The organism is Janibacter melonis (genome assembly GCF_003721155.3).
GTDB classification, from domain to species: Bacteria; Actinomycetota; Actinomycetes; order Actinomycetales; family Dermatophilaceae; genus Marihabitans; species Marihabitans melonis.
On sequence record NZ_CP044548.2, the window covers coordinates 1,684,407 to 1,709,777 of the forward strand.

The 25,371-nt window shown below is 72.5% G+C and carries 23 protein-coding genes and 1 riboswitch; of the genes, 5 read left to right on the forward strand and 18 right to left on the reverse strand.

The genetic code is table 11. The annotated features are described in order from the left end of the window. Positions 1–3 precede the first annotated feature (3 nt). Both EEW87_RS07880 and EEW87_RS07885 read left to right on the forward strand, forming a co-directional pair. Entirely contained in the window at positions 4–1,059 is a 1,056-nt protein-coding gene (locus EEW87_RS07880; RefSeq protein ID WP_123092185.1) for an ABC transporter ATP-binding protein, read from the forward strand. Then, on the forward strand, positions 1,056–2,219 hold the full coding sequence (locus tag EEW87_RS07885; protein ID WP_123092186.1) for an ABC transporter ATP-binding protein: 1,164 nt from the start codon (positions 1,056–1,058) through the stop codon (positions 2,217–2,219). The genes EEW87_RS07880 and EEW87_RS07885 overlap by 4 nt, the downstream gene beginning before the upstream one ends. A gap of 83 nt (positions 2,220–2,302) precedes the next feature. Here the strand turns inward: EEW87_RS07885 and EEW87_RS07890 are convergent, their stop codons facing one another. From EEW87_RS07890 to EEW87_RS07925, 8 genes are all read right to left on the reverse strand, one after another. Continuing rightward, positions 2,303–3,502 carry an ABC transporter ATP-binding protein gene (locus EEW87_RS07890; protein WP_123092187.1) on the reverse strand — a complete coding sequence of 400 codons (1,200 nt, stop codon included), beginning with the start codon at positions 3,500–3,502 and terminating at the stop codon, positions 2,303–2,305. Further along, positions 3,495–4,526, reverse strand: coding sequence for an ABC transporter ATP-binding protein (locus EEW87_RS07895; protein WP_225985134.1), 1,032 nt, complete (start codon positions 4,524–4,526; stop codon positions 3,495–3,497). The genes EEW87_RS07890 and EEW87_RS07895 overlap by 8 nt, the downstream gene beginning before the upstream one ends. 2 nt (positions 4,527–4,528) lie before the next feature. Then, positions 4,529–5,461, reverse strand: coding sequence for an ABC transporter permease (locus tag EEW87_RS07900; RefSeq protein WP_123092189.1), 933 nt, complete (start codon positions 5,459–5,461; stop codon positions 4,529–4,531). Next, positions 5,454–6,380: an ABC transporter permease gene (locus EEW87_RS07905; RefSeq protein ID WP_123092190.1), complete on the reverse strand. Its 927-nt coding sequence runs from the start codon at positions 6,378–6,380 to the stop codon at positions 5,454–5,456. The genes EEW87_RS07900 and EEW87_RS07905 overlap by 8 nt, the downstream gene beginning before the upstream one ends. 93 nt (positions 6,381–6,473) lie before the next feature. Further along, positions 6,474–8,147, reverse strand: coding sequence for a peptide ABC transporter substrate-binding protein (locus tag EEW87_RS07910; protein ID WP_224766799.1), 1,674 nt, complete (start codon positions 8,145–8,147; stop codon positions 6,474–6,476). Between the two features lie 200 nt (positions 8,148–8,347). Further along, positions 8,348–10,468, reverse strand: coding sequence for a 4-alpha-glucanotransferase (gene malQ, locus EEW87_RS07915; protein ID WP_123092372.1), 2,121 nt, complete (start codon positions 10,466–10,468; stop codon positions 8,348–8,350). Positions 10,469–10,534: 66 nt separating this feature from the next. After that, positions 10,535–11,479: a universal stress protein gene (locus tag EEW87_RS07920; RefSeq protein WP_123092191.1), complete on the reverse strand. Its 945-nt coding sequence runs from the start codon at positions 11,477–11,479 to the stop codon at positions 10,535–10,537. A 26-nt stretch (positions 11,480–11,505) separates the two neighbouring features. Beyond that, positions 11,506–11,952, reverse strand: a complete 447-nt coding sequence (locus EEW87_RS07925; RefSeq protein ID WP_123092373.1) for a deoxycytidylate deaminase — start codon at positions 11,950–11,952, stop codon at positions 11,506–11,508. 57 nt (positions 11,953–12,009) lie between these two features. Between EEW87_RS07925 and glsA the strand changes: the two genes are divergently transcribed. Then, positions 12,010–12,990 carry a glutaminase A gene (glsA, locus tag EEW87_RS07930; RefSeq protein ID WP_163562399.1) on the forward strand — a complete coding sequence of 327 codons (981 nt, stop codon included), beginning with the start codon at positions 12,010–12,012 and terminating at the stop codon, positions 12,988–12,990. On the opposite strand, the gene EEW87_RS07935 is transcribed toward glsA, so the two are convergent. The 3 genes from EEW87_RS07935 to EEW87_RS07945 form a co-directional block, all read right to left on the reverse strand. Further along, a complete protein-coding gene (locus tag EEW87_RS07935) occupies positions 12,981–13,445 on the reverse strand; it encodes an SRPBCC family protein (protein WP_123092193.1) in 465 nt (154 codons plus the stop codon). The genes glsA and EEW87_RS07935 overlap by 10 nt on opposite strands. Positions 13,446–13,500: 55 nt before the next feature. Further along, complete coding sequence (locus tag EEW87_RS07940) at positions 13,501–13,827, reverse strand: DMT family transporter (RefSeq protein ID WP_123092194.1); 327 nt, start codon at positions 13,825–13,827, stop codon at positions 13,501–13,503. A 14-nt stretch (positions 13,828–13,841) separates the two neighbouring features. Next, positions 13,842–13,906, reverse strand: a riboswitch (guanidine-III (ykkC-III) riboswitch). A gap of 69 nt (positions 13,907–13,975) precedes the next feature. Then, on the reverse strand, positions 13,976–14,497 hold the full coding sequence (locus EEW87_RS07945) for a glycine cleavage system transcriptional repressor (RefSeq protein WP_123092195.1): 522 nt from the start codon (positions 14,495–14,497) through the stop codon (positions 13,976–13,978). A gap of 131 nt (positions 14,498–14,628) precedes the next feature. Here EEW87_RS07945 and EEW87_RS07950 point away from each other — a divergent pair, with 131 nt between their 5' ends. After that, a complete protein-coding gene (locus EEW87_RS07950; RefSeq protein WP_123092196.1) occupies positions 14,629–16,308 on the forward strand; it encodes an HNH endonuclease signature motif containing protein in 1,680 nt (559 codons plus the stop codon). A gap of 28 nt (positions 16,309–16,336) precedes the next feature. Here EEW87_RS07950 and EEW87_RS07955 read toward each other — a convergent pair whose 3' ends face one another. The 3 genes from EEW87_RS07955 to EEW87_RS07965 form a co-directional block, all read right to left on the reverse strand. Next, positions 16,337–16,786 carry a DUF6357 family protein gene (locus EEW87_RS07955; protein WP_148041585.1) on the reverse strand — a complete coding sequence of 150 codons (450 nt, stop codon included), beginning with the start codon at positions 16,784–16,786 and terminating at the stop codon, positions 16,337–16,339. Positions 16,787–16,821: 35 nt separating this feature from the next. Then, positions 16,822–17,907, reverse strand: a complete 1,086-nt coding sequence (ychF, locus tag EEW87_RS07960; RefSeq protein WP_123092198.1) for a redox-regulated ATPase YchF — start codon at positions 17,905–17,907, stop codon at positions 16,822–16,824. Positions 17,908–18,003: 96 nt separating this feature from the next. Continuing rightward, positions 18,004–18,549, reverse strand: a complete 546-nt coding sequence (locus EEW87_RS07965; RefSeq protein WP_123092199.1) for an NUDIX domain-containing protein — start codon at positions 18,547–18,549, stop codon at positions 18,004–18,006. Positions 18,550–18,626: 77 nt separating this feature from the next. Here EEW87_RS07965 and EEW87_RS07970 point away from each other — a divergent pair, with 77 nt between their 5' ends. After that, on the forward strand, positions 18,627–19,922 hold the full coding sequence (locus EEW87_RS07970) for a DNA recombination protein RmuC (RefSeq protein ID WP_123092200.1): 1,296 nt from the start codon (positions 18,627–18,629) through the stop codon (positions 19,920–19,922). Between the two features lie 89 nt (positions 19,923–20,011). On the opposite strand, the gene dacB is transcribed toward EEW87_RS07970, so the two are convergent. The 4 genes from dacB to hutU form a co-directional block, all read right to left on the reverse strand. Then, entirely contained in the window at positions 20,012–21,400 is a 1,389-nt protein-coding gene (gene dacB, locus EEW87_RS07975; RefSeq protein ID WP_123092201.1) for a D-alanyl-D-alanine carboxypeptidase/D-alanyl-D-alanine endopeptidase, read from the reverse strand. A 167-nt stretch (positions 21,401–21,567) separates the two neighbouring features. Next, positions 21,568–22,737, reverse strand: a complete 1,170-nt coding sequence (gene hutI, locus EEW87_RS07980) for an imidazolonepropionase (RefSeq protein ID WP_123092202.1) — start codon at positions 22,735–22,737, stop codon at positions 21,568–21,570. Continuing rightward, positions 22,734–23,651: a formimidoylglutamase gene (gene hutG / locus EEW87_RS07985; protein WP_123092203.1), complete on the reverse strand. Its 918-nt coding sequence runs from the start codon at positions 23,649–23,651 to the stop codon at positions 22,734–22,736. The genes hutI and hutG overlap by 4 nt, the downstream gene beginning before the upstream one ends. Further along, complete coding sequence (gene hutU / locus EEW87_RS07990) at positions 23,648–25,336, reverse strand: urocanate hydratase (RefSeq protein WP_123092204.1); 1,689 nt, start codon at positions 25,334–25,336, stop codon at positions 23,648–23,650. Before hutU ends, hutG begins: the two co-directional genes overlap by 4 nt. Positions 25,337–25,371 lie beyond the last annotated feature (35 nt).

The following is a 25,371-nucleotide window of genomic DNA, read 5'->3' on the forward strand; positions in this document are numbered from 1 at the left end:
GCCATGACGGCGACGAGCACCCAGCACCCCCGCCCCACCGGTGGCGGCGCGACCCCGCTGCTGTCCGTGCGGGACCTCACCGTGACCTTCACCCGCTCCGGCGAGCAGCCCTTCACCGCGGTCGACGGGCTGAGCTTCGACGTCTCCCCCGGTCAGACCGTCGGCCTCGTCGGCGAGTCCGGCTGCGGCAAGTCCGTGACCTCGCTGGCGATCATGGGCCTGCTGCCCGCTCGCGGCAACACCGTGACGGGCACGGTCGACTTCGAGGGCACCGACCTGCTGACGCTCTCGGACAAGGCGATGCGCGACCGGCGCGGCCAGGAGATCGGCATGATCTTCCAGGACCCGCTGTCCTCGCTCAACCCCGTCGTGCCGATCGGGCGCCAGGTCACCGAGGTCCTCGAGCGGCACAAGGGCCTGTCGAAGAAGGCCGCCCGCCCGCTCGCCCGCGACATGCTCGCCAAGGTCGGCATCCCCGACCCCGAGCGTCGTCTCTCCGAGTACCCGCACCAGCTCTCGGGCGGTATGCGCCAGCGCGCGCTCATCGCGATGGCGCTGGCCTGCGAGCCGCGCCTGCTCATCGCCGACGAGCCGACGACGGCCCTCGACGTGACGATCCAGGCGCAGATCCTCACCCTGCTGCGCGACCTCGTGCAGGAGATGGGCACCGCGCTCATCATGATCACCCACGACCTCGGCGTCGTCGCCGGCCTGTGCGACGAGGTCAACGTCCTCTACGGCGGCCGGCTCGTCGAGCGCGGCGACCGTCACCCGCTCTTCGCCGAGCCGCGCCACCCCTACACCGGTGGCCTCCTCGCGTCCGTCCCCGGTCTCGAGAGCGCTCGCGGCGAGCGGCTCAACCCGGTGCCCGGGTCGGTCGCCGACAACCTGCCGTGGACGAGCGCGTGCGCCTTCGCGCCGCGCTGCTCCAACGCCGTGGACCGGTGCCGCGAGGAGACCCCCGGTCTCGCCGAGCGCGACGCCCGCGTCGTGCGCTGCTTCAACCCCCTCCACGGCGAGCCCTCGCCGGCGGAGCAGACGACGGAGGTGACCCGATGAGCGCGCGGTCCACGACGAGCACGGACGGCACCCGGACGAAGGGGAAGGACGGCGACGTCCTCGTCGACGTCCAGGGCCTGAAGGTCCACTTCCCCATCAAGCGGGGCGTGATCTTCGACAAGACCGTCGGTCACGTCTACGCCGTCGACGGTGTCGACCTGCAGATCCGGCGCGGCGAGACCTACGGGCTCGTCGGCGAGTCCGGCTGCGGCAAGTCGACGATGGGGCGCGCGATCCTCGCGCTCGAGGAGATCACCGAGGGCACCGTCACCTTCGACGGCGAGGCGCTCACCGACCTGCGCGGCGACGCGCTGCGCCGGCGCCGCCAGGACCTGCAGATGGTCTTCCAGGACCCCATGGGCAGCCTGGACCCGCGGCAGAGCGTCGAGTCGCTCCTCGTCGAGGGCATGCAGGCGCACGGGATCGTCAAGGACGCGAAGGAGGCGGCTCCGCGCCTGAAGCAGCTGCTCTCCGACGTCGGCCTGCCCGCCGCCGCGCTGAAGAAGTACCCGCACGAGTTCTCCGGGGGCCAGCGCCAGCGCATCGGCATCGCCCGGGCGCTGTCGGTCAACCCCGAGCTCGTCGTCGCCGACGAGCCGGTCTCGGCGCTCGACGTCTCGGTGCAGGCGCAGGTCATCAACCTCCTGTCCGACCTCCAGGAGGAGTACGGCCTGACCTACCTCGTCATCGCCCACGACCTCGCGGTCGTGCGGCACATCTCCGACCGCGTCGGGGTGATGTACCTCGGCGGTCTCGTCGAGGAGGCCGACGCCGACGACCTCTACGCCCAGCCGCTGCACCCGTACACGCGGGCGCTGCTGTCGGCGGTGCCCGTCCCGGACCCGGTCGTCGAGGACTCCCGCGAGCAGATCCTGCTCAGCGGCGACCTCCCCTCCCCCGCTGCCCCGCCGAGCGGCTGCCGCTTCCACACGCGCTGCCCGTGGCGTCAGGAGACCCGCTGCGACGACGAGCGGCCTCAGCTGCGGGTCGTCGAGGTCGACGGCGTCCCCGCGGGGCACAAGGTCGCCTGCCACTTCGCCGAGGAGATCGAGCGCGGCGAGATCCAGCGCCACGCCGTCGAGACCGTCGTCGAGGACAAGCCCCAGGCCCTCCGCGACGCCGAGGCGGCCGCGATCACCGACGAGATCCCCTTCTCGTAGGACGTCTCCCCCGAGCACGACGAAGGGGGCCGGTCACCTCACGGTGACCGGCCCCCTTCGTTCGTGCGGGGCGACGTCGACGCTCAGGCGCCGAGCTCTCGAGAGTCGGAGCCAGGTCGCTCGTCGACCCGCGCCGGGTCACGGTCGACGTCGTCAGCCGGGGTGTCGGGCTCGTCGCGGTCGGGCGCGATGCCCGCCTGGTCGTCCGGGTCGACGTCGACGATGCCGGTGCCGAAGAGCGTCGAGTGCTCGCTCGCACGGACGTCCTCGGTGGCGATGACCTCGCGCACCTCGGCGAAGTGGCAGCGCGAGAGGTGGCCGCCCTCGCCGTCGGGTCGGATCTCGAGCAGCGGGGTCTCCTCACGGCACAGGTCCTGGGCTCGCCAGCACCGCGTGTGGAAGTGGCAGCCCTTCGGCGGGTTCGCCGGCGAGGGCACGTCACCGGTGAGCGTGATCTGGTCACGCTTGCCGCGCAGCGTCGGGTCCGGCACCGGCACCGCGGAGAGCAGCGCCTGCGTGTACGGGTGCGTCGGCCGGCTGTAGACCTCGTCCTCGTCGCCGATCTCGACCATGCGGCCGAGGTACATGACCCCGACCCGGTCAGAGATGTGGCGCACGACCGAGAGGTCGTGGGCGATGAAGACGTAGGAGAGGTTGAGCTCGCGCTGCAGCTTCTCCATGAGGTTGATGACCTGCGCCTGCACCGACACGTCGAGCGCGGAGACCGGCTCGTCGCAGATGAGCACCTTCGGGTTGAGCGCGATGCCCCGGGCGATGCCGATGCGCTGACGCTGACCGCCCGAGAACTGGTGCGGGTAGCGGTTGATGTGCTCGGGGTTGAGCCCGACGAGGTCGAGCAGCTCCTGCACCCGCGCCCGGCGCCCCTTCTTCGGCACGACGTCCGGGTGGATGTCGAAGGTCTCGCCGATGATGTCGCCGACCGTGCGCCGCGGGTTGAGCGAGGTGTACGGGTCCTGGAAGACGATCTGGATGTCGCGACGCATCTTGCGCATCGCGGCGCCCTTGAGCGAGTGCATCTCGACGCCCTCAAACTCGACGGTGCCCTCGGTGGGCTCCTCGAGACGCATGAGCAGCCGGCCGAGCGTGGACTTGCCGCAGCCGGACTCGCCGACGATGCCGAGCGTCTCGCCGCGACGCAGGTCGAAGTCGACCCCGTCGACGGCCTTGACGGCGCCGACGGTGCGCTGCAGGACGCCGCCCTTGATCGGGTAGTGCTTCTTCAGGCCTCGGGCCTTGAGGATGATGTCGCTGTCGTCAGGCATTGAGGACCTCCTGCGAGTAGTGGCAGGCCGCAGCCCGGTTGAGGCCGACCGGCTCCAGCGGCGGGCGCTCCTGGACGCAGTTCTCCCGGGCGAGCACGCAGCGCGGGTGGAAGGCGCAGCCGCTCGGGATCCGCATGAGGTTCGGCGGCAGGCCACCGATCGCCGCGAGCTCCTGGCCCTTCTGGTCCAGGCGCGGGATCGACTCCAGCAGGCCCTTGGTGTACGGGTGCGCCGGGTTGGCGTAGATGTCGTGGACGTCCGCCTCTTCGACGATGCGCCCGGCGTACATCACGGCGATGCGGTCCGCGACGTCGGCGACGACGCCGAGGTCGTGGGTGATGAGGATCAGGCCCATGTTGTACTCGGCCTGCAGCTCCTCGAGCAGCTCCATGATCTGCGCCTGGACGGTGACGTCGAGGGCGGTGGTCGGCTCGTCGGCGATGAGCACCTTGGGGTCCAGGGCGATCGCCATGGCGATCATGATGCGCTGACGCATGCCGCCGCTGAACTGGTGCGGGTAGGCCTTGACGCGCTCGCGGGCCGCGGGGATGTTGACCCGCTCCATGAGGCGCACGGCCTCGTCGTAGGCGTCGGACTTGTTCATCCCGCGGTGCTTGCGGAACATCTCGCCGATCTGCCAGCCCACCGGGAAGACCGGGTTGAGCGCGCTCAGCGCGTCCTGGAAGACCATCGAGATCTCCGGGCCGCGGGTGCTGCGGCGACGGTCCTCCGGCATGGTCAGCAGGTCCTCGCCGCAGTAGCGGATGGCGCCACCGGCGATGCGGCCCGGGGGCATCGGGAGGATGCCCATGATCGCCTGGGCGGTCACGGACTTGCCCGAGCCGGACTCGCCGAGGATGGCGAGGGTCTTGCCGGCCTCGAGGCTGAAGTTCACGCCGTTGATCGCCTTGGCGACGCCGTCGTCGGTGACGAACTCGACGTGGAGGTCGTCGACCTCGAGGAGCTTGCCGTCGACAGGGGTGAAGTCGTTCCCCGTGGTGGGGGCGGTACGGGTACGTGCCATGGTCATCGGCTCCTCGGGTCGAAGGCGTCGCGCACGGCGTCGCCGAGCATGATGAAGGCCAGCACGGCCAGGCTCAGGAAGAGGCTGGGGAAGACGAGCGGCCACCACGCGACGCGGATGTAGTCCAGCGAGCCGGAGATGTCGATGCCCCAGGAGACCGCGGGCTCGGCCAGGCCGATGCCGAGGAAGGACAGGGTCGCCTCGGCGGCGATGTACGCACCGAGGTTGATCATCGACACGACGATGACCGGGGCCATCGCGTTTGGCAGGACGTGCGAGCGGATGATCCGCCAGGGGCTGGCGCCCAGGGCGCGGGCGGCCTGGACGTAGTCGTTGGGCTTGACCTGCAGCGCGGAGCCGCGCATGAGGCGGGCGACGCTCGGCCAGCCGAGGATCGACAGGGCGATGACGACCTTGAGGACGACGGCGAAGTAGCCGCTGTCGACCTCGTTGGGGAAGGTCGACATGAAGAGGATGCCGCCGAGCAGCAGCGGGATGGCGAAGAAGATGTCCGTCACCCGCATGAAGATCGTGTCGAAGATCCCGCCGAAGTAGCCGGCGAGGATCCCGATGACCGAGCCGACGGTCAGGGTCGCGAGCGTCGTGAGCACGCCGACGAGGATCGAGGCGCGGGCGCCGTAGATGCACCGGGCGAGGACGTCACGGCCCTGGAGGTTCGTGCCGAAGAGGTGCTCGCTGCTCGGGGGCAGGTGGCTGTCCTTGAGCGCGCCGGAGGCGCCCGGATCCTGGCTGGTCAGCAGCGAGGGGAAGACGGCCATGAGGATGAAGGCCGTGATGAGGACCAGCGAGGCCCAGAAGATCCAGTTGCGGCGCAGCTGACGCCAGCCGTCGGACAGCAGCGAGCGGGACTCGTCGACGTCGCCCCCCTCGGGGGTGTCCTGGCGCACGAGCATCTCGTGAGTGGCCTCAGTCATTGCTGATCCTCGGGTCGAGCACGCCGTAGAGAAGGTCGACGAGCAGGTTCATGAGCAGGTAGACGAGCACGAGCGCGGTCACCGACCCGACGACGGAGACGCCGTCACGGACGCGGACCGCGTTCGCGATGAAGCCGCCGACACCGGGGATGTTGAAGATCGCCTCCGTGACGATCGCGCCGCCGAGCAGGGCGCCGAAGTCGGCGCCGGCGAAGGTGACGACCGGGATGAGCGAGTTGCGCAGGGTGTGGACGCCGATGACGCGGTTCCGGGTCAGGCCCTTCGCGGTCGCGGTGCGCACGTAGTCGGCGCGCAGGTTCTCGACGAGGCTCGTGCGGGTGAGTCGCGCGACGTAGGCCAGCGAGAGGGACCCGAGGACGAGGCCGGGCAGGAGGAGCTCGTAGAAGGTCGCCTGCGAGCTCACGGTCACCGGGAAGATCTGCAGCTTCACGCCGAAGGCCGTCTGGGCGACCGAGCCGAGCACGAAGCTCGGGATCGCGATGACGAAGAGCGTCGAGACGAGCACGAGGCTGTCGACGAAGCCGCCCTTGCGGATGCCGGCGAGGACGCCGGCGAGGACACCGACGACGAACTCGAAGCCGAGCGCGATGAGGGCCAGCTTGGCGGTCACCTTGAAGCGGCTCGCGAGCTCGGAGGCCACGTCGAGGTCCTGGTAGGTGGTGCCGAGATCACCGCGGACGACGTTGCCGAGGTACTTGACGTACTGCAGCAGCAACGGGTCGTCGAGGTTGTTCTCCTTGCGGAACTGCGCGATGAACTCTGGCGAGCACGGCTTGTCTCCGCACTTGTTGGCCGTGGGATCACCCGGTAGGGCGAAGACCATCCAGTAGATCAAGAACATCGCGATGAGCGCGACCGGCAGCATCTGCAGCAGTCGCCTCAGGACGAACTTCGTCATCGTCTCTTCTTCCTGTGCTCGGCGCGCCCGCGTCAGCGAGGGCGCGCCTGCGGCGGCGCCCCCCGGGTGTGGGGGACGCCGCCGCAGGTTACGTCACTTGACCGTGACAGTCGCCACGTCGATGGTGCCGAAGGGGGTCAGCTTGACGTTGTCCACCTTGTCGCTCCAGCCGGCGATGGCCTGGCCGTACCAGAGCGGGATGACCGGGAAGCCGTTGGCCAGCTCGGCCTCCGCCTCCTGGTACTTGGTGTTCGCGGCCTCGGCGTCCTCGCCGGCAGCGGCCTCCTTGAGGAGGGTGTCGAACTTCTCCGAGGAGTAGTCACCGTCGTTGGAACCGGCGCCCGTGCCGTACAGCGGGGCGAGGAAGTTCTCGATGGACGGGTAGTCCATCTGCCAGCCGGTGCGGAAGAGGCCCTTCATCTTCTTGTCGGTGACGAGCGCGCGCATCGTGGCGAAGTCCGGGTAGGACTTGCCGACGCACTTCACGCCGAGGGCGTCGGTGATCGAGGAGCAGGTCGCGTCGACCCACGCCTTGTGGTCACCGTCGGCGTTGTAGGAGATGGTGATCGTGCCGTCGTAGCCGCCGGCCTGGTCGAACATCTCCTTGGCCTTGGCCTTGTCGTAGGTGCACGCGTCGCCGCACGCACCCTCCTTGTAGCCGTCGACGGCCGGGGAGACCCAGCCGGTGGCCGGCTGACGGGTGCCCGCGAAGATCTTGTCGATGATCGTGTCGCGGTCGATGGCCATGGAGATGGCCTTGCGCAGCTCGAGGTTGTCCTCGAAGGTCTTGTCGGCCTTCGGCGAGGGGAAGCTGATCGACTGGAAGACGCCGGTCGCCTTCTGCTCGGTGCGGTCGGGCAGGTCGCCCTCGTACTTCTTGCCCGCGAGAGCCGAGGTGGGGAGCTGGTCGAGGATGTCCAGCGTGCCCGCCTGCACGTCCTTATAGGCGGCGTCGGTGTCCTGGTAGAACTTGAAGGTCACCTCGTCGGCGTTGCCCGCGAAGTCGCCCGTGTACTCCGGGTTCTTCTCGAGCACGACCTGCTGGCCCTTGTCGTAGGTCTTGACCATGTACGGGCCGGCGCCGACCGGCTTGTCGCCGAAGGCCTTGCCGTCGTCCTCGAAGAAGGACTCGGGGAGCGGCGCGAAGGCGGTGTAACCCAGGCGGACCGGGAGGTTCGAGACCTTCTCGGTGGTCTTGATGGTGAAGGTGGTGTCGTCGACGACCTTCAGGCCCGACATCTCGTCGGCCTTGGCCGGGCTGCCCTCGCAGTCCGGGACGTCGACCATCTCGCCGGACTCCTTGTCCTTCTCCTTCTTCGTGCCGCAGTCCATGTCGGCCGCGCCGTCGATGACGTCGAAGAAGTAGGAGGAGAGGGTGGCGTTCTTGCCGGCGCGGTTCCAGTTCCACGCGTCGACGAAGCTCTTGGCGGTGACGTCGGTCCCGTCGGAGAACTTGCGGCCCTCCTTGAGCTTGACGGTGAAGGTCTGGTTGTCCTCGGTCTCGATGGACTCGGCGAGGTCGTTCTCGGGCTCGGCGGTCTCGGGGTTGTAGTGGACCAGCTTCGCCGTGACGGCGTCGAGGATGTTGCCACCGCAGGTCTCGTTGGTGTTACCCGGCACGAGCGGGTTCTGCGGGGTGCAGCCGTGGATCGAGAAGGAACCGCCAGCCTGGCCCTCGCCCCCGCCACTGCCGCTGTCCGAGCTGCTGTCGCCACCGCCGCACGCAGTCGCGACGAGCGCGGCTGCGGAGATTCCGGCAATGGCCATCGCGCGAGAGTTGACTCGCATAGATGTCCTCCTACGAATAAGCCGCCACGTTGGCGGACTCCCCGGACCGAGTCCGGTCTTGGTCGCAGCACGGTCGTCGCTGCAGGGGCAATCTCAACTGATGAGAAGTCGGTTGCGCCACGGTCGTGGAGGTGTCGAGACCCAACTGTGACCCGTCCGTCACCCTCAGGGGTGACTCGTCAGACAGGATCGCCGGCCCCGGCGACGACGTCCTCGAGGGTCAGCGGGCGGCCCTGCGCGTCGGCGAGCGGGAGCCGCCAGTTCGGGTACTCCTCGTCGGTGCCGGGCTGGTTGATCGTCCGCGTGTCGCCGACGAGATCGGTGAGGGCGACGCCGCGCAGGACCGACGGGGTGGCGGCCAGCCAGCGGTGGAGCGCGGCGACGACCTCGGGCACGTCGCCCCGGCGCTCGGGGGCGAGATGCCCTGCCTCGACGAGCGCCTCCTCCATCGTCGCGACCGTGTCGCGCTCGGCGGCGAGCTCCTCCTCCATCGACCGGGTGAGCAGCCCGAGCCCGTCGCGCAGCTCGACGTGCCGCAGCTCGAGGTAGCCCGCCGTGGGCGGCAGGTCGTGCGTCGTCACCGAGGCCAGGCACAGGCGGCGGTAGTCCTGCGGCGGGAGCGGACGTCCGTCCTCGCCCTGCTCGAACCACACGATGCTCGTGCCGAGCACCCCGCGCTGGAGCAGGTACTCGCGCACCCAGGGCTCGACGACCCCGAGGTCCTCGCCGACGACGACGGCGCCGGCCCGGTGCGCCTCGAGCGCGAGGATGCCGATCATCGCCTCGTGGTCGTAGCGCACGTAGGCCCCGTCGGTCGGCGCGTGGCCCACGGGGATCCACCACAGACGGAAGAGCCCGATGACGTGGTCGACCCGCACTCCCCCGGCGTCGCGCAGCACGGCGCGGATCATGTCGCGGTAGGGCGCGTACCCGAGCTCGGCGAGACGGTCGGGGCGCCACGGCGGCTGCGACCAGTCCTGGCCACGCTGGTTGAACTGGTCCGGCGGCGCCCCGACGGTCACCCCGCGGGCGAGCGCGTCGCCGAGGGCCCACGCGTCGGCCCCCTTCGGGTGGATGCCGACGGCGAGGTCGTGGACGACCCCGAGCCGCATGCCCGCGTCCACGGCGGCCTCCTGGGCCGCCGCGAGCTGCTCCTGGAGCACCCACTGGACCCAGCAGGCGAAGCTGATCTCGCCCGTGTGCGCACGCTGGAAGTCCGCGACCGCGGGCGAGGCCGGGTCGCGCAGCTCGGCCGGCCAGTCGGTGGCGAAGTGGGGCCCGTGCACCTGGGCGACGACCCACCACGTCGCGAAGAGGAGCAGCCCCTCGCCCTCGGCCTCGTACCAGGGCTGCATCCGCTGCGCGTGCAGCGGGCCGAGCTCGGCGTAGGCGATGCGCAGCGCCTGGTGGCGCAGCGCCCAGCTCGCGTCGCGGTCGAGGACGTCGGTGCGGTTGAGCGGCGCCGCCTCGGCGGCGAGGTCGTCGATCCTGGCCCGCGTCCCGGGCTCGAGCCGGTCGAGGTCGGGCAGGGTCGCGATGTCGACGTAGAGGGGGCTGACGAAACGGCGCGAGGTCGGCAGGTACGGCGAGGGCTCGACCGGCGCGACCGGCTCGGCCGCGTGCAGCGGGTTGACGAGGACGAAGTCGTGACCGTGCTCCCGGGCGGCCCACCGCGACAGCTCGCGCAGCACCCCGAGGTCGCCCAGGCCCCAGGAGGTCTCGGAGCGCACCTGGTAGAGCTGGGTGGTCAGACCGGTCGCGGCCCGCTCGTCGAGACCGGCCGGCAGCTCGAGGGCGTCGGGGACGGCGACGAAGGTCGCCCGTCGGGTCGTCGGGTCCGGCAGGGCGTCCTCGCCCTCCACCTCGGCCACGAGCTCGTGGTAGCCCAGGGGCAGGCCCGCGGGGATCTCGAAGGCGGCCTCGCCGACGAGCACCCCGTCGACCTCGACCGGCGCCACGTCGTGGGGCACCTGGTCGAGGTCGAGACGGCCTCCCCCTTCGAGCTCGACGTGCACCCGCACCGCGCGGCCGTGCTGCACGTGGACCGCCAGTCGGTAGGGGTGCGACGTACGGGCGACGACCGTCGCGGGCAGCGTGCGCCGCCAGGGCGCCTGCCGGGTCCGGCGAAGGGAGCCGCGCACCGCGTCGTCGTCGGAGACGTCCTCGCCGAGCGCCGTGAGCACCTGGCGCAGGGCGTCCTGCGGGATGTGGGTGTGCACGCCCTTCCAGTCCCAGTACTCGGTCGAGACCCCCTTCGCGTGGGCCAGGTCGACGAGGTCCGAGGGCAGGGTGTCACTCACGACGCCCACGATGTCCGATGGGACGCCGCGCGAGGACGAAACACACCGACGATCTTCGCCGTCGGCTCAGCCGCGGGTGACGAGGACCGGGCAGGGCGCGGCCTCGAGCACCCGCTGGCTCACCGAGCCGAGGAGCAGACCCCGGAAGCCGCCGCGCCCGCGAGTGCCGACGACGATGAGGTCCTCGTCGCACACCTCGTCGAGCAGGACGTCGGCGGCGCGCCCGCGGCGCACCTCGACGCTCACCTCGGGCATCCCCTGGGCCTTGGCCTCGATGCCCGGCGCCGTCGTCATGCCGTGCTCGACGTCGGCGCGGGCCTCGGCGAGGACGCCCTCGGCGACCTTGCGGTACCGGGTCTCCACCTGCTCCCACGCGGGCGTGCCGGGCTCGGTGACGACGACTCCGTCGACGACCTCGACCCGCCAGGCGGTGAGGACGAGGACCGGGGCGCCGGCGTGCCGGGCGACGTCGAGCGCGGAGCGGGCCGCGGCCCGGGAGTGCGAGCTGCCGTCGACGCCGACGACGACGCGGGCCGGGCCCGCGCCCGAGCCCTCGGGGACGAGGACGACGGGAGCGCTCGCGTGCTGGATGACGGCGGCCGAGACGCTGCCGAGGACGACCCGCTCGAGGCGGCTCGCCCGGCTCGACCCGACGACGACGATGGCGGCCTGCTCGGCGGCGTCGACGAGGACGCGCGAGGGGCTCCCGGTGAGCGACTGCGAGGTGACGGGCACGTCCGGGGCGATCTGGGCGATGCGCTCGAGGGCGTCGGTGACGGTCGCGTCGGCACCCGCGAGGAGCTGGTCGACGACCGCCCCCGCCCCCGCTGACTCAGGTCCCCCGAAGGCGGACACCCCGATGTCCGCGACGCTCACGACGTGCAACGACGTGCCTCGTCGCTGGGCGGAGCGGGCCGCCCAGGCGAGCACCGCCTCGTCCTTGCTCGTGCCGTCGACCGCGACGACGACGGCGCCTGCTGGAGTGCTCTGGTGCTCTGCTGCGGTGCTCATGCCTCATGGTGGCACCGGTGGGCGGCTCACGCCCAGGTTGTCAGCGAGTTTCTGTCGTGCTCTCCCCCGGGCCAGACGGCGCGCACGATCCCGGCCGCGGCGAGCGCCTTGCGGCAGCCCGGGCACGGCGGGTCGGTGATGTAGGCCGTCGCCCCCTTCGTGTCACGGGTGGCGAAGAGCAGCGCGTTGACCTCCGCGTGGATCGCGATGCAGAAGCCGGGGGTGCCGGGGCGGTCGTAGTCGCCCAGGCCCGGCACGGTCTCGTAGTCGAGCGCGCCCCGAGGGCAGGCCCCCTGGAGGCAGTCCGGCTCCCCCGGCGCGGCGCCGTTGTAGCCGGTCGCGATGATCCGGTGCTCGATGGTGAGGACGGCGCCCACCCGGCGCCGGGTGCACTTCGCCCGGGCGGCGACAGCCGTCGCGATGCCGAGGAAGTACTCGTCCCACCCGGGGACGGTGGCTGGCTGCACGCTCATGGCGGGCAGGCTAGTGCGGTGGGGGGACCCGGCAGGCCCGCGCATAGTGTGGGGCCGGTGACCCGCTCCTTCGCCGAATACCTCTCCTCCACCCTCGACGCGGTGCGGGAGGACTCAGGCGGCGAGGTGCACGGGGTCCCGTCGGCGCTCGCCGAGGCCGACCCCGACCGTCTCGGCGTCGCCCTGTGCACGACCGAGGGCGAGATCTTCGACTCCGGCGACTCCGAGCACGAGATGACCATCCAGTCCGTCGCCAAGGCCTTCGTCTACGCGCTCGTCCTCGACGAGTACGGCGTCGAGGAGGTCATGGAGCGGGTCGACGTCGAGCCCTCCGGAGAGGCCTTCGACGTGCTCTCCGTCGAGCCGGAGACGAAGCGGCCGCGGAACCCGATGATCAACGCCGGTGCGCTCGTCGTGCACGGCATGGTCGGTGGCCCGAGCTCGAGCTGGGAGGACCGCGACCGGCTCGTCCTCGAGGGCCTGTCCCGGCTCGCCGGGCGCGAGCTCACGCTCGACGAGCAGGCTGCGGAGGAGGAGCTCGCCGCTGCCCACCGCAACCTCGCCATCGCGCACATGCTCCGCGGCGAAGGGGTGATGGAGGACGACCCGCGCGACGTCGTGCAGGGCTACATCCGGCAGTGCTCGGTGCTCGTCACCACGCGCGACCTCGCCGTCATGGCGGCGACGCTGGCCACCGGCGGGCGCCAGCCGATCACCGGCGAGCGCGTGCTCTCGGTCGCCTCGAGCCGCCAGGCGCTGAGCGTCATGACGACGTGCGGCATGTACGACTCCGCGGGCGACTGGATGTCGGAGATCGGCATCCCCGCCAAGAGCGGGGTCTCCGGCGTGCTCGTCGGGGCGATCCCCGGCCGCTTCGGGCTCGCGACGTACTCGCCGCGCCTGGACCGCCACGGCACGAGCACGCGCGGGCGCGCGGTCTTCGAGCGGATGAGCCGCGAGCTCGACCTGCACCTGCTCACCGACCCCGCCGCCCGGCAGGACCTGTGGACCGAGCTCGTGGAGTCCGGTCAGGCCTGAGGTGTACCGCCGGCGGCCTCGGCGCGCTGCGCGAGCTTGTCGAGCGAGGCGCTGAGGTTGCGCTCGGTCGTGGACTCCGCTCGCGCACGGCGGCGCTCGTCGGTGAGCTCGCGCCAGTCGTAGGTGTGGGTCGCACGGCAGCGGCCCTCGCCGAGCGGCTCGACCTCCCAGCGCCACTCGTGACCGGCGGGCTCGCCGCCGTCGTCGCCCGGCCGCCACGCGATGAGCCGACCCTCCTCGAAGACGACGACGCGGTTGTCCCGGACGTTGCCCTTCGTCGTGCGCATCGCGAAGACCTCGCCGGTCGCCCGGACCCGGCCGCCGCGCACGAGCTCGACGACGTTGTCGTTGCCGTCCCAGCTCGCGTGCTGGGCGGGGTCGGCGACGAGCTCGAAGACGGTGGCGGCGGGGGCGTCGATCTCGCGGCTGGCGGAGATCACCTGGGGCTGGCTCATGGGCTCAGTCAACCCGCCCGCGGGGCTGGGGGCCACCCCTTCGCCCCCGGTCGGGTCAGTGGCCGCCGTCGCTCACGAGCTTGAGGCCGATGATGCAGCCGACGAGGCCGGCGATGAGCAGCATCTTGGCGACCGAGGCGGTCTCTGCGCCGGTCGCCATGCCGTAGATCACCGTGAGGGAGGCGCCGACGCCCACCCACACCGCGTAGGCGGTGCCCGTCGGCAGGTCGCGCATGGCGTAGGCGAGACCGCCCATGCTCGCGAGGAGCGCGACGGCGAAGACCGTCGTCGGGACGGGCTTGCTCAGGCCCTCCGAGCGGCCGAGAGCGGTGGCCCAGACGGCTTCGAGGACACCGGAGATGATGAGGACGACCCAGGGCATGGCACGACTCCTTCGACGACACGTCTTGTCGCGATCCGGGTACGTGACCTCGTCCGGTCGCCGCGGTGCGCGGCTTGCCTCCTACTGTGCCGGGCCGGGGCGGAGAAGGCCAGTCGGGGCTCGGCGGAGGGTCGCGACGGGGTCGGCGTCAGGTGGTGACGGGGTCGGCGAGGTCGAGGTCGACCATGAGCTCGTCGGCGATGGCCTCGAGGCGCTCGCGCAGCGGGACGCCGGCCCCCTCGGGGACGACGAGCCGCGCCCGGACCTCGAAGAGCAGACCGCCCGCCATCGGCGCCTCGCTCGTCGCCGTCTGCATCTCCTCGATGCCGACGCCGGCGGACGCGATCGCGGCGGAGACCTGGGCGACGATGCCCGGGCGGTCCTGGCCGACGAGGTGGAGCAGGGTCGGCTCCCCCGCCGTGGCCGGCTGCGGCTGGGTCTCGCGGACGACGACCGTGATGCCGTCGGCGGCCAGACCCTCGAGGGCGGAGCGAAGGGGGGCCACGCCCTCAGCGGGCACGGAGACGAGGACGACCCCGGCGAAGGTGCCGGCCAGATGGGCCATCGAGCTCGTCGTCCAGCTGCCGCCGCGGTCGGCGACGACCTGGGCGAGGCGCGAGACCAGGCCGGCGCGGTCGTCGGCGGTGACGGTGAGCACGAGGTCGGTCATGGGCTCAGCGTAGGGGCGGGTGGGGACAGGGGGTAGGGCTGACCACGGTCGGCGGCGGGCGGCGTCGTGGGCTGTCGGTGGGCTGCCCTGGGCTGCCGTGGGCTGTCGGTGGGGCTCGTATATTCGTACACATGTTCGACGACGCCATGAGATTCGCGGAGCAGGCCCGGTTGGGGTTCGGGGCGTGCGCGGCCACGGCGGAGGTCGTCGGCGGGTCGATCGCGACCTCCGATCTCGCCGAGATGCTCGTCGCTGTCGAGCGCGCCCGGCGGGCCGCCGACGCGGCTGAGCTCGCGCTGCTCGCCGAGCTGTCCCGGCGCGAGCGGGACCCGTCGGGTGCGGGCGAGATCCGGCTGCCCGACGGGGCGACCGCCGACTTCTGCGGCGACGAGGCCGCGATGACGCTCGACTGCTCGATCGCCGTCGCCGACCGCAGGTGCCGCCTGGCTGCGCGCCTGTCGAGCGACCTCGCTGCTCTCGTCGCGCCTCTCGTGGCGGGCGAGGTGCCCGAGCGGACGGTGCAGCTCGTCGCCACGGAGACGCGCGACGCGTCACCCGAGGCCGTCGCGGCCGTCGTCGCGCACGTCCTTGCCCAGAAGCGCGGCAGCGAGCACTCGCGGCTCGTCGCGCTCGAGCACCGCGAGCTCGCGCGGGCCTGTCGCCGGGTGCTGATGAACGTCGACGAGGGCATCCTCGAGCGGCGCGCGGCGCAGAACCGTCGCGACCGCACCGACGTGCACCTCGACCCCGGCCCGCTCGGGACGAGCGTCGTCTCGGCGGTCCTGCCGACGGAGCTCGCCGTCGTCGTCTATGCAGCGGTCGAGGACCTCGCCGCCCGGGCGGTGCGCGACGAGCCGGGACTGCGCCTCGGCGCAGCGCGGGCTCAGGCCTTCGTCGACCTCGCACTTCGAGGGGTCGAGGTGCGTACGCGGCTCGACCTCACCGTGCCCGTGATGACCGGTGCTTGCGCCGGGCCGGACCGCACGGCGTCCGCCCCCACCGGCGGGGGCGAAGGGGGCGAGCCCGCTGGGTCCGTGCGAGGAGCCACCCCAGGTATGCGGCCCGGCGGCGAGGACGTCCGTGGCGTGCGGCTCGACGGCGAGGACACCCGCAGCGTGCGCCTCGGCGGCGTCGAGGTGCCGGGCGCGGGCTGGATCCCCGCCGAGGTCGTCGACGCGATCCGTCGGAGCGATGACCACGAGCTGGCCCGGGTGCTCCTCGACGCAGACGAGGGTCATGTCGTCGCGTCCGGTCAGCCCCAGCCCGGGTACGTCCCCCGTCCGGGGCTGCGTCGGCTCGTGCAGACCCGCGACGGGACCTGCCGGATGTGGGGGTGCACCCGCCCAGCGGTGCAGTGCGACCTCGACCACGCGCAGGCCTGGCCCCTGGGAGAGACCTCCTCGCGCAACCTCGGCTCCCTGTGCCGGCGCCACCACCGGCTCAAGCAGCACCCGCGGTGGGGCTACGAGCTCGACGCCGAGGGTCGGGCGACCTGGACGGCGCCAGGAGGGACGAGCCGGGTGACGTGGCCCCGGACGTGGGCGGTCGAGAGGCCAGCGCCTGCGAGACGGGCGCCTGAGAGATCGAGACCCGCGAGATCGAGACCCGCGAGAGCGAGATCGGAGCCGTGGGCCTCGGAGTTGGAGCCCGGAGCGCCAGAGACGTCACCAGAGCCCGTGACACGACAGCCGACCGCACCGGGGGCCTCGACACCAGGGACCCCTGCCCACGAGGCACCTGCGGGCGGGCGAGGTGACGACGAGCTCGCCCTGGCCTCGCCCCCCGTCCCGGGGGCGGACCCACCCTTCTGAGGCGGCTGGTCCGCGAGCGCCGCTGGTCTCAGACGCCGAGGTGCTTGCGGACCCTGGCCCAGTCCGACTCCGCCGTCGCCGACTGCGCCGCCTCGTAGTAGCGACGGGACTTGAGCAGCTGCAGGCTCACGTGATGGGCGACGAGGACGCGCCGGTCGACCCGGGCCCGGCGCAGCGTCTCGTCGACCTCCTGCGGGGTGCCGAGCAGCACGGGATCCAGCAGCGCTGCCGCCGCCTCCTCGTCCCACGGCCCGGCGACACCGGCGTCGTAGCACAGCGGCAGCAGGGCGGCGTAGAGCAGCAGGTGACGGCGCACGCTCATGCGCACGACCTCGGCGTGCTCGTGCGTCACCGGGACGGTGAAGGTCCGCGGGCCGTGCAGCGCGTCGGCCCCGCCGACGACGTCGAGGAGCAGGCGGCCGTCGTCGTCGACGACGGCCGGCATCCAGGTCCCACGGGAGAAGAGAACCTCAGGCATGCGCCGATCCTCGCCCCTTCGCCCGATCGACGGGATCAGACGTTGAAGCGGAACTCCACGACGTCGCCGTCCTGCATGACGTAGTCCTTGCCCTCCATGCGCACCTTGCCGGCCTCCTTGGCCTTCTGCATCGTGCCGAGGGTGTCGAGGTCCTCGAAGGAGACGATCTCGGCCTTGATGAACCCGCGCTGGAAGTCGGTGTGGATGACCCCAGCCGCCTGCGGCGCGGTCCAGCCCTGACCGATCGTCCAGGCGCGTGACTCCTTCGGGCCGGCCGTGAGGTAGGTCTGCAGCCCCAGCGTGTGGAAGCCGGTGCGCGCGAGCTGGTCCAGACCCGACTCGGTCGCGCCGAAGCCCTCGAGCATCTCCTGGGCGTCCTCGGGGGACATGTCCATGAGGTCCATCTCGAGCTTGGCGTTGAGGAAGACGGCGTCCGCCGGCGCGACGAGCGCGGCGAGCGAGGTCTTCAGCGCGTCGTCGGTCAGCTGGTCCTCGTCGAGGTTGAAGACGTAGATGAAGGGCTTGGTCGTCAGCAGCCCGAGCGAGCGCGCCTCGTCGAGGTCGACGCCCGCGGCCTCGCCCGCGGCGTAGAGGGTCTTGCCCTCCTCGAGGACCTTCTGCGCGGCGAGCGCGTTCTCGTGGAGCGGCTTGGACTCCTTCTTGATGCGGGCCTCCTTCTCGAGGCGCACGACGGCCTTCTCGAGGGTCTGGAGGTCGGCGAGGATGAGCTCGGTGTGGATCGTCTCGATGTCGGACTCGGGCGAGACCTTGCCGTCGACGTGGACGACGTCGCCGTCCTCGAAGGCGCGCACCACCTGGCAGATCGCGTCGGCCTCACGGATGTTCGCAAGGAACTTGTTGCCCAGCCCCTCGCCCTCGGACGCGCCGCGCACGATGCCGGCGATGTCGACGAAGGAGACCGTCGCGGGGAGGATCTTCTCGGAGCCGTGGATCTCGGCGAGCCGCTCGAGCCGGGGGTCCGGCAGAGGGACGACGCCGACGTTCGGCTCGATGGTCGCGAAGGGGTAGTTCGCGGCGAGGACGTTGTTCTTCGTCAGAGCGTTGAACATCGTCGACTTGCCGACGTTGGGGAGACCGACGATTCCGATGGTGAGTGCCACGGGGACAGGAGTCTACCGGCGGGCGAAGGGAGGTCCTGCCCACCCCTTCGCGCCGGGGCCGGTGCGGCCCTCGGTCGGGGTCGCCCGAGGGCGTCCTCAGCGGTCCTGCGAGTTCTCCAGGTAGCGGGTCGGGCCGGGCGTCGCGACCTGCCGGATCATCTCGACCGTGTACGGCGCGACGTGGTCCGCGAGGTCGTCCGGTGCGACCCAGTGGACCGCCCGGATCTCGCGGGGCTGGAGCACCGCACGCTCCATGAGCGCGGAGTCGACGGTGCCGAGGTCGAAGAGGAGGAGCAGGGCGTCGTCCCACCCGCGGTAGGGCGGCAGCCAGTTGACCGCGGCGAGGGACCCGACGGGCAGGTCGAGACCGAGCTCCTCGGTGACCTCGCGATGGACGCAGGTGGCCGGGGACTCCCCCGGGTCGACGACCCCGCCGGGCAGGTCCCACGCGCTCTTGTAGACGAGCTCGCACAGGAGCACCTCGCCGCGCTCGTTGCGCAGCAGGCCCTGGGCGATGAGCCGCTTGGTCGGCAGCCGGTCGTTGAGGACCTGGATGAAGGCGAGCTGACCGGACTCCGTGCTGAGGTCGGGGCGCGGGGCGGAGGCCTTCACCTCCTCCTCGCGGGGCTCGTCACGAGTCATGCTGCGAGGCTACCCGCGCCGGCGCGTCGCGCCCCGGGCGGACCCCGGCTGTCGGAGGGCGGTGGTTGGGTGACGCCATGGACATCACCGCCCTGCTCCTCGGCACCGTGCTCGGCGTGCTCCTCGGTGCGGCGACCCTCTGGGGCCTGACCCGCTCCGAGGTGGCCGGCGTGCGCGCCCGCGCGGCCGAGGACGGGTCGGCGACCCGCGAGGGCCTGGCCGCCGCGAGCGCGGAGCGCGACGTGCTGCGAGCACGCGTCGTCGACCTCGAGGCGAGCCTGTCCGAGGACGCCCAGACCGCCGCGACCCTGCGCCCGATGCAGGACGCGCTGCGCCGCGTGGCGACCCAGGTCGAGACCCTCGAGCGCGACCGGGTCGACCAGTTCGCCACGGTGCGCGAGGTCCTCGGCCGGGTCGAGACGAGCACCCGGCGCGTCTCCGACGAGGCGAGCTCGCTCGCGTCGTCGCTGCGCGTCTCGTCGGTGCGCGGCGCGTGGGGCGAGACCCAGCTGCGCCGGGTCCTCGAGGTCTCCGGCATGCTCGCCCGCTGCGACTTCGACGAGCAGGCCCGGGGCACGACCCCCGACGGCGGCGCGGTGCGCCCCGACGTCGTCGTGCGCCTGCCCGGGGGCAAGCACCTCGTCGTCGACGCGAAGGCCCCGATGAGCGACTGGCTCGCGGCCCAGGGCGAGGGTGTCGACCCGGCCGAGCACGAGCGGCTCCTCCGTCGGCACGTCGCCGCCCTGCGAGGACACGTGCGCGTCCTGTCCGGCAAGCAGTACTGGTCGGCCTTCGAGCCCTCGCCCGAGATGGTCGTGTGCTTCGTCCCGTCGGAGGCGACCCTGTCGGCGGCCCTGGCCCGCGACCCGGGTCTGCACGAGGAGGCGATGCGGGCGCACGTCGTGCTCGCCTCCCCCGGCACGCTCCTCGCCCTGCTGCGCACCGTGGCCTACGGGTGGCAGCAGGACGCGCTGACGCGCAGCGCGCAGGACCTGCTCGCCCTCGGTCGCGAGCTCTACCAGCGCCTGTCGACCCTCGGCGAGCGCACGAGCGCGCTCGGCCGCCAGCTGACGAAGAGCGTGGAGAGCTACAACGCGATGGTGGGCACCCTCGAGACGAGGGTCTTCGTCTCCGCCCGGCGGATCGCCGAGATGGGCCTGTCGACCCAGGCGATCGACGAGCTCGAGCCCTCGACGGCGGCCCCCCGCCCGCTGAGCGCGCCCGAGCTCGTGGGCACCGACGACTCCCGACCGCGCTCGCTGGGAGAGGAGCTCGACTCCGCCGCCGGCGATCTCGGCCGCGCCGAGCTGGACCTCGACCTCGCCCCACGGACCCGACGGGACAGCCGTCCGGACGTGGCCGACGCAGGCTGACCCGACGCCGCAGGCCGTCCCCGGCCCGCCCGCACGCCGGTCTCAGCGCACGGTCGTCACACGCGCGCGGTCGTCACATGCGCACGTCGTCACATGCACAGGGTCGTCGTCGCGACGAGCGCGTCGATGCGCCCGCGCAGGTCGGCGTCGTAGGGCTGACCGTTGCTCACGACCGCGAAGACGCGCTCCTTGCCGTCGGTGCCCTTCGCGATGCCGGCCATGGCGCCCGCGTCGCGCAACGACCCGGTCTTCGCCCGCACCCGACCGACGGCGCACGACGCCGGCGCGGTCTCGAAGCGGTTCTGCAGCGTGCCGGTCCGGCCCGCGATCGGCAGGGAGGCGTCGGCGAAGATCACCGGTCCGAGCGAGGGGTGCTTGCGCAGCGCGAGGACGAGCTGGGCGAGCGTGTGGCTCGTCAGCCGGTCCGAGCGCGACAGTCCGGAGCCGTCGGCGATGACGGAGCCGTAGGTCGACACGCCGTACCCGGCCACTTGCGAGCGCGAGTAGGACGTGACACCGGCCCAGGTGCGCGAGGTGCCGGCCTTCATGCCGGAGGCCCAGAGCAGCTTCTCGGCGTAGTCGTTGTGGCTGACGCGCAGCATGTCGCCCACGATCGTGCGCAGCTCGGGCGAGCGGCCGGACGCGATCTGCTGAGCACCCGACGCGGTCGCGCCGCGGCGCAGGTCGCGCACGCTGATCCCCCGCGAGCGCAGCTCGGAGCGGAAGCGGTCGCCCGCGTCCATCGAGGTGTCGGAGACCATCCGGCCGTCGTGCACGAGCGCGCGCACGGGCGTCACCCACTGCCCGACGTCCGAGGCCTCCCACCCGGTCGCGTTGCGCGGTGCGGGGAAGAGCGTGTCGTCGACCCGCAGCGAGATCGAGCGGATCCCCCGCTTCTTCAGCTGGTAGGCGGTCGACGCCGCCATCTGGTCGAGGCGGTAGCTGCTCACCGTCGGGTCGCCGACGCCCTTGAGGTAGACGTAGTCCCCGCGGCTGCCGGCCCGCAGCACCGGGGTGACGAAGCGGTGCCGGGTGCCGAAGGTGCGCAGCGCGGTCGTCGCGGTGAGCAGCTTCATCGTCGAGCCGGGACGCAGCGCCTTCGTCGCCTGCTTGCTCCAGATGCGCGACCCGCTGCTCGTGTCGAAGACCGACCCGCTGAAGCTCGACCCGAAGCTCGTGCTGCGGGAGCTGAGCCGTGTCGGCAGGCCGCTCGCCGGCAGGCCCGCGGTGGAGCGCGCCGTGCCGTCGACGCTGCGGGCCGGGCCCGTGTGCGACGGGGCGACGAAGGGAGGGACCACTCCCGTCGTCGTCTCGCTGTGCTCGCCGCTGCCGCCGGGGTCCGGCGGCGTCGTGGCCTGCGCCGGCACGCGGGCCGGCGCGGGGTCGGCGGTCGCGGGAGCGGCCAGCCCCAGCGCGGCGACGAGACCCGCCGCCGTGAGGAGGGTGGTCGTGGTGGCGGTACGGCGGGGGTGGCGCATGGGGTCCCTCGGTCCTGGTGCGGGGCCAGGGTCGGGGTCCTGCGGATGCGCGGCACCCCCTGGCTGGTGCGCGCGACGAGCATAGCCAGGCGGGCCAGACCCCGCCCGCCGGCGCGGAGGACGACGGCACCCGTCAGGCCCGGAGCAGGACCGGGGCGCGACCGCCCTCAGACCTCGAGCACCCGCGCGAGCGGCACGCCCGCGCGATAGCTGAGGTGCAGGTGGTTCGGCGCGTCGAGGACCGCGAGATCGGCCCGCGCCCCGACCTCGACCCGGCCGATGTCGTCACGCCGCAGGGCGCGAGCCCCGCCCCGGGTGGCCGCGACGACGGCCTCGCTCGGCGTCATCCCCATCTCACGCACCGCGAGGGCGACGACGAAGGGCATCGAGCTCGAGAAGCACGTCCCCGGGTTGCAGTCGCTCGCGAGCGCGACCGACACCCCGGCGTCGAGGAGCGCCCGGGCGTCCGGGTACGGCGAGCGGGTGGAGAACTCCACGCCCGGGAGCAGCGTCGCGGTGGTGGTCCCCGCGCTGTCGACGAGCGCGTCGACGTCGGCGGTCGACAGGTAGGTGCAGTGGTCGACGCTCGCCGCGCCGAGCTCGCAGGCCAGCTGCACGCCGGGGCCGTGGCCCAGCTGGTTGCCGTGCACCCGCAGCCCGAGACCGGCGTCCCGACCGGCGACGAGCACGGCGCGCGACTCCTCCCCCGTGAAGGCGTGCGGCGACGCGGGCTCGCAGAAGACGTCGACCCACCGGGCGTACGGCGCGCAGGCTGCGAGCATCTCGCCCGTCACGAGGTCGACGTAGGCCGACCGGTCGGCCCGCATCTCCTCGGGCACGACGTGCGCCCCGAGATAGGTCGTCTCCGGCGTGACCTCCCCCGCCAGCCGCAGCGCCCGGACCTCGTCGACGACGGTGAGCCCGTAGCCGGACTTCACCTCGACGGTCGTCGTGCCCTGGGCCCGCATCTCGGCGACCCTGCCCGCGAGGAGCGCCCTCAGCTCGTCGTCGCCGGCTGCCCGGGTCGCCCCGACCGAGACCCCGATGCCGCCCCCGTCGTAGCGCTCGCCGGCCATCCGGGCGGCGAACTCCGCCGAGCGGTCCCCCGCGAAGACGAGGTGTGCGTGGCTGTCGACGAAGCCGGGCAGCACGCACCGGCCCTCGACGTCCACCACCGCGTCCGCGGAGGGCGCCGACGCAGCCGGACCGACCCACGCGACCCGTCCGTCCTCGACGACGAGCGCATGGTCGCGCCGCACGCCGGCTCCCCCGTCGCCCGTGCCGTCGCACGTGACGAGCTCGCCGATGCCCGTGACGAGGGTCGAGCCGGCGCTCATGCGCCCCGCCGCCGGGCGGTCTCGCGGGTGATGACGCGGTGGATCAGCCGGGCTGCGACCCGGGCGGTCCGGGCGTCGGCGTCGAGCCTCGGGCACAGCTCGGTGACGTCGAGGTGGACGAGGCGGCCGCTGTCGACGACCGCGTCGCAGATCGCCTGGATGACGACGGGGGGCACCCCGAGGGCGGCCGGAGCGCTCACCCCGGGGGCCGCGGACCCCGGCAGCACGTCGAGGTCGATGGAGAGGTAGACCTCGTCGACGTCGGCGACGAAGCGGGAGACGAGCTCGAGCGGCGCCTCCGCGTCCTGGCAGTCGTCGTCGAGCACCCACTGGGCGCCGATCTCGCGCGCGGTGTCGAAGAGGGCCGTCGTGTTGCTCGCGGTGCTCACCCCGATCGCCGCGTAGCGCACGTCGAGCCCGCGCTCGCGTCGGTCGCGCGCGATCTGGAGGAAGGGCGTGCCCGACGTCGGCCGGTCCGCCTCGCGCAGGTCGAGGTGGGCGTCGAGGTTGATCACCCCGAGCCGCGGCGGGTGGCCGAGCCCGAGATAGCTCCCGTACGCGCTCTCGTGCCCGCCGCCGAGCACGACGGTGAGCGGGGCGTCACGACGCGCGCGGGCCACCGCCTCACCGAGCCGGCGCTGGGCGTCCTCGAGGTCGTCGTCCTCGACCGTGACGTCGCCGTGGTCGACGAGGGTGAGGTCGTCGTGGACGGCGAGCGAGGCCAGCGCCGTGCGCAGCGCCGCCGGGCCCTCCACCGCACCGACCCGACCACGGTTGCGCCGCACCCCTTCGTCGCTCTCGAAGCCGACGATCGCGGCGTCCGCGGGCCCGCCGGGCTCGCTCACCGTGTGCCAGAGCCGACGGTGCGCGGGACCGGGCCCGTCGTGGCGACCCTTCCAGACGAAGGGGGTCACGCCCCCTCCCCGTCGCGGACCACCGGGGTCATCGGGACCCGCACGCCGCGCTCCTCCGCGACCTTGACGGCGCGCGAGTAGCCGGCGTCGGCGTGGCGCAGGACGCCCATGCCGGGGTCGTTGGTGAGCAGGCGCTCGAGCTTCGCGGCGGCGAGGTCGGTGCCGTCGGCGACGCCCACCTGACCGGCGTGGATGGAGCGGCCGATGCCGACGCCCCCGCCGTGGTGGATCGACACCCACGTGGCGCCCGAGCTCGCCGCGGTGAGCGCGTTGAGCAGCGGCCAGTCGGCGATCGCGTCGGAGCCGTCGAGCATCGACTCGGTCTCGCGATACGGCGAGGCGACCGAGCCGGAGTCGAGGTGGTCGCGCCCGATGACGATCGGCGCCTTGACCTTGCCGTCGCGCACGAGCTCGTTGAAGAGCAGCCCGGCCCGGTGACGCTGCCCGTAACCCAGCCAGCAGATCCGCGCCGGCAGCCCCTCGAACTCGACGTGCTCGGCGGCCGCGTCGAGCCAGCGGTGCAGGTGCTCGTCGTCGGGGAAGAGCTCCTTGAGCGCGGCGTCGGTGACGGCGATGTCCTCGGGGTCGCCCGAGAGCGCGACCCAGCGGAAGGGGCCGAGCCCCTCGCAGAAGAGCGGGCGCACGTAGGCCGGGACGAAGCCGGGGAACTCGAAGGCCCGGGCGTACCCCGCCTGGCGCGCCTCGTCGCGGATGCTGTTGCCGTAGTCGAAGACCTCGGCGCCCTCGTCCTGCAGCTCGACCATCGCCTGCACCTGGGCGGCCATCGACTCGCGCGCCTTCTTCGTGAAGCCCTCGGGGTCGGCCTCGGCCTCGCGCTGCCACTCGTCGACGGCGATCTCGGCGGGCAGGTAACTGAGCGGGTCGTGCGCGCTCGTCTGGTCGGTGACGACGTCGACGCGGATCTCGCCGGCCCGGTGCCGACGCAGCATCTCCGGGAAGACCTCCGCCGCGTTGCCGACGATGCCGATCGACAGCGCGCGGCGCTCCCCCTTCGCCCGCTCGGCACGGGCGACCGCGTCGTCGAGGTCGTCGGCGATCTCGTCGAGGTAGCGCTTGGCGACGCGCCGCTCCAGACGCGAGCGGTCGACGTCGACGACGAGGCAGACGCCGCCGTTGAGGGTGACCGCGAGCGGCTGCGCGCCGCCCATGCCGCCGCACCCGCCGGTGAGGGTGATCGTCCCGGCGAGCGTCCCGTCGAACCGGCCACGGGCGACCGCGGCGAAGGTCTCGAAGGTGCCCTGGAGGATCCCCTGCGTCGCGATGTAGATCCACGACCCGGCGGTCATCTGGCCGTACATCATCAGGCCCTCGGCCTCGAGCTTGCGGAACTCCGGCCACGTCGCCCAGTCGCCGACGAGGTTGGAGTTGGCGATGAGCACGCGCGGCGCCCACTCGTTGGTCCGCAGCACGCCGACCGGCTTGCCGGACTGCACGAGGAGGGTCTCGTCGGGCTGCAGGTCGCGCAGCGTCTCGACGATCGCGTCGAAGGCCTCCCAGCTGCGCGCCGCCCGACCGGTGCCGCCGTAGACGACGAGGTCGTCGGGGCGCTCGGCCACCTCGGGGTCGAGGTTGTTCATGAGCATCCGCAGCGGGGCCTCGGTCTGCCAGCTGCGGGCGGTGATCTGGGTGCCGCGCGGTGCGCGGACGGGACGGGCGCCGTCCATGGGGTGCTCCTCGGGTGGGTCGGGTCGGTGGTCGT

Coding starts and splice junctions, on each gene's coding strand:
- EEW87_RS07880 (WP_123092185.1), top strand. CDS start 4: ATGACGGCGACGAGCACCCAGCACCCCCGCCCCACCGGTGGCGGCGCG.
- EEW87_RS07885 (WP_123092186.1), top strand. CDS start 1,056: ATGAGCGCGCGGTCCACGACGAGCACGGACGGCACCCGGACGAAGGGG.
- EEW87_RS07890 (WP_123092187.1), bottom strand. CDS start 3,502: ATGCCTGACGACAGCGACATCATCCTCAAGGCCCGAGGCCTGAAGAAG.
- EEW87_RS07895 (WP_225985134.1), bottom strand. CDS start 4,526: ATGGCACGTACCCGTACCGCCCCCACCACGGGGAACGACTTCACCCCT.
- EEW87_RS07900 (WP_123092189.1), bottom strand. CDS start 5,461: ATGACTGAGGCCACTCACGAGATGCTCGTGCGCCAGGACACCCCCGAG.
- EEW87_RS07905 (WP_123092190.1), bottom strand. CDS start 6,380: ATGACGAAGTTCGTCCTGAGGCGACTGCTGCAGATGCTGCCGGTCGCG.
- EEW87_RS07910 (WP_224766799.1), bottom strand. CDS start 8,147: ATGGCCATTGCCGGAATCTCCGCAGCCGCGCTCGTCGCGACTGCGTGC.
- EEW87_RS07920 (WP_123092191.1), bottom strand. CDS start 11,479: ATGAGCACCGCAGCAGAGCACCAGAGCACTCCAGCAGGCGCCGTCGTC.
- EEW87_RS07925 (WP_123092373.1), bottom strand. CDS start 11,952: ATGAGCGTGCAGCCAGCCACCGTCCCCGGGTGGGACGAGTACTTCCTC.
- EEW87_RS07935 (WP_123092193.1), bottom strand. CDS start 13,445: ATGAGCCAGCCCCAGGTGATCTCCGCCAGCCGCGAGATCGACGCCCCC.
- EEW87_RS07940 (WP_123092194.1), bottom strand. CDS start 13,827: ATGCCCTGGGTCGTCCTCATCATCTCCGGTGTCCTCGAAGCCGTCTGG.
- EEW87_RS07945 (WP_123092195.1), bottom strand. CDS start 14,497: ATGACCGACCTCGTGCTCACCGTCACCGCCGACGACCGCGCCGGCCTG.
- EEW87_RS07950 (WP_123092196.1), top strand. CDS start 14,629: ATGTTCGACGACGCCATGAGATTCGCGGAGCAGGCCCGGTTGGGGTTC.
- EEW87_RS07955 (WP_148041585.1), bottom strand. CDS start 16,786: ATGCCTGAGGTTCTCTTCTCCCGTGGGACCTGGATGCCGGCCGTCGTC.
- EEW87_RS07965 (WP_123092199.1), bottom strand. CDS start 18,549: ATGACTCGTGACGAGCCCCGCGAGGAGGAGGTGAAGGCCTCCGCCCCG.
- EEW87_RS07970 (WP_123092200.1), top strand. CDS start 18,627: ATGGACATCACCGCCCTGCTCCTCGGCACCGTGCTCGGCGTGCTCCTC.
- dacB (WP_123092201.1), bottom strand. CDS start 21,400: ATGCGCCACCCCCGCCGTACCGCCACCACGACCACCCTCCTCACGGCG.
- hutI (WP_123092202.1), bottom strand. CDS start 22,737: ATGAGCGCCGGCTCGACCCTCGTCACGGGCATCGGCGAGCTCGTCACG.
- hutU (WP_123092204.1), bottom strand. CDS start 25,336: ATGGACGGCGCCCGTCCCGTCCGCGCACCGCGCGGCACCCAGATCACC.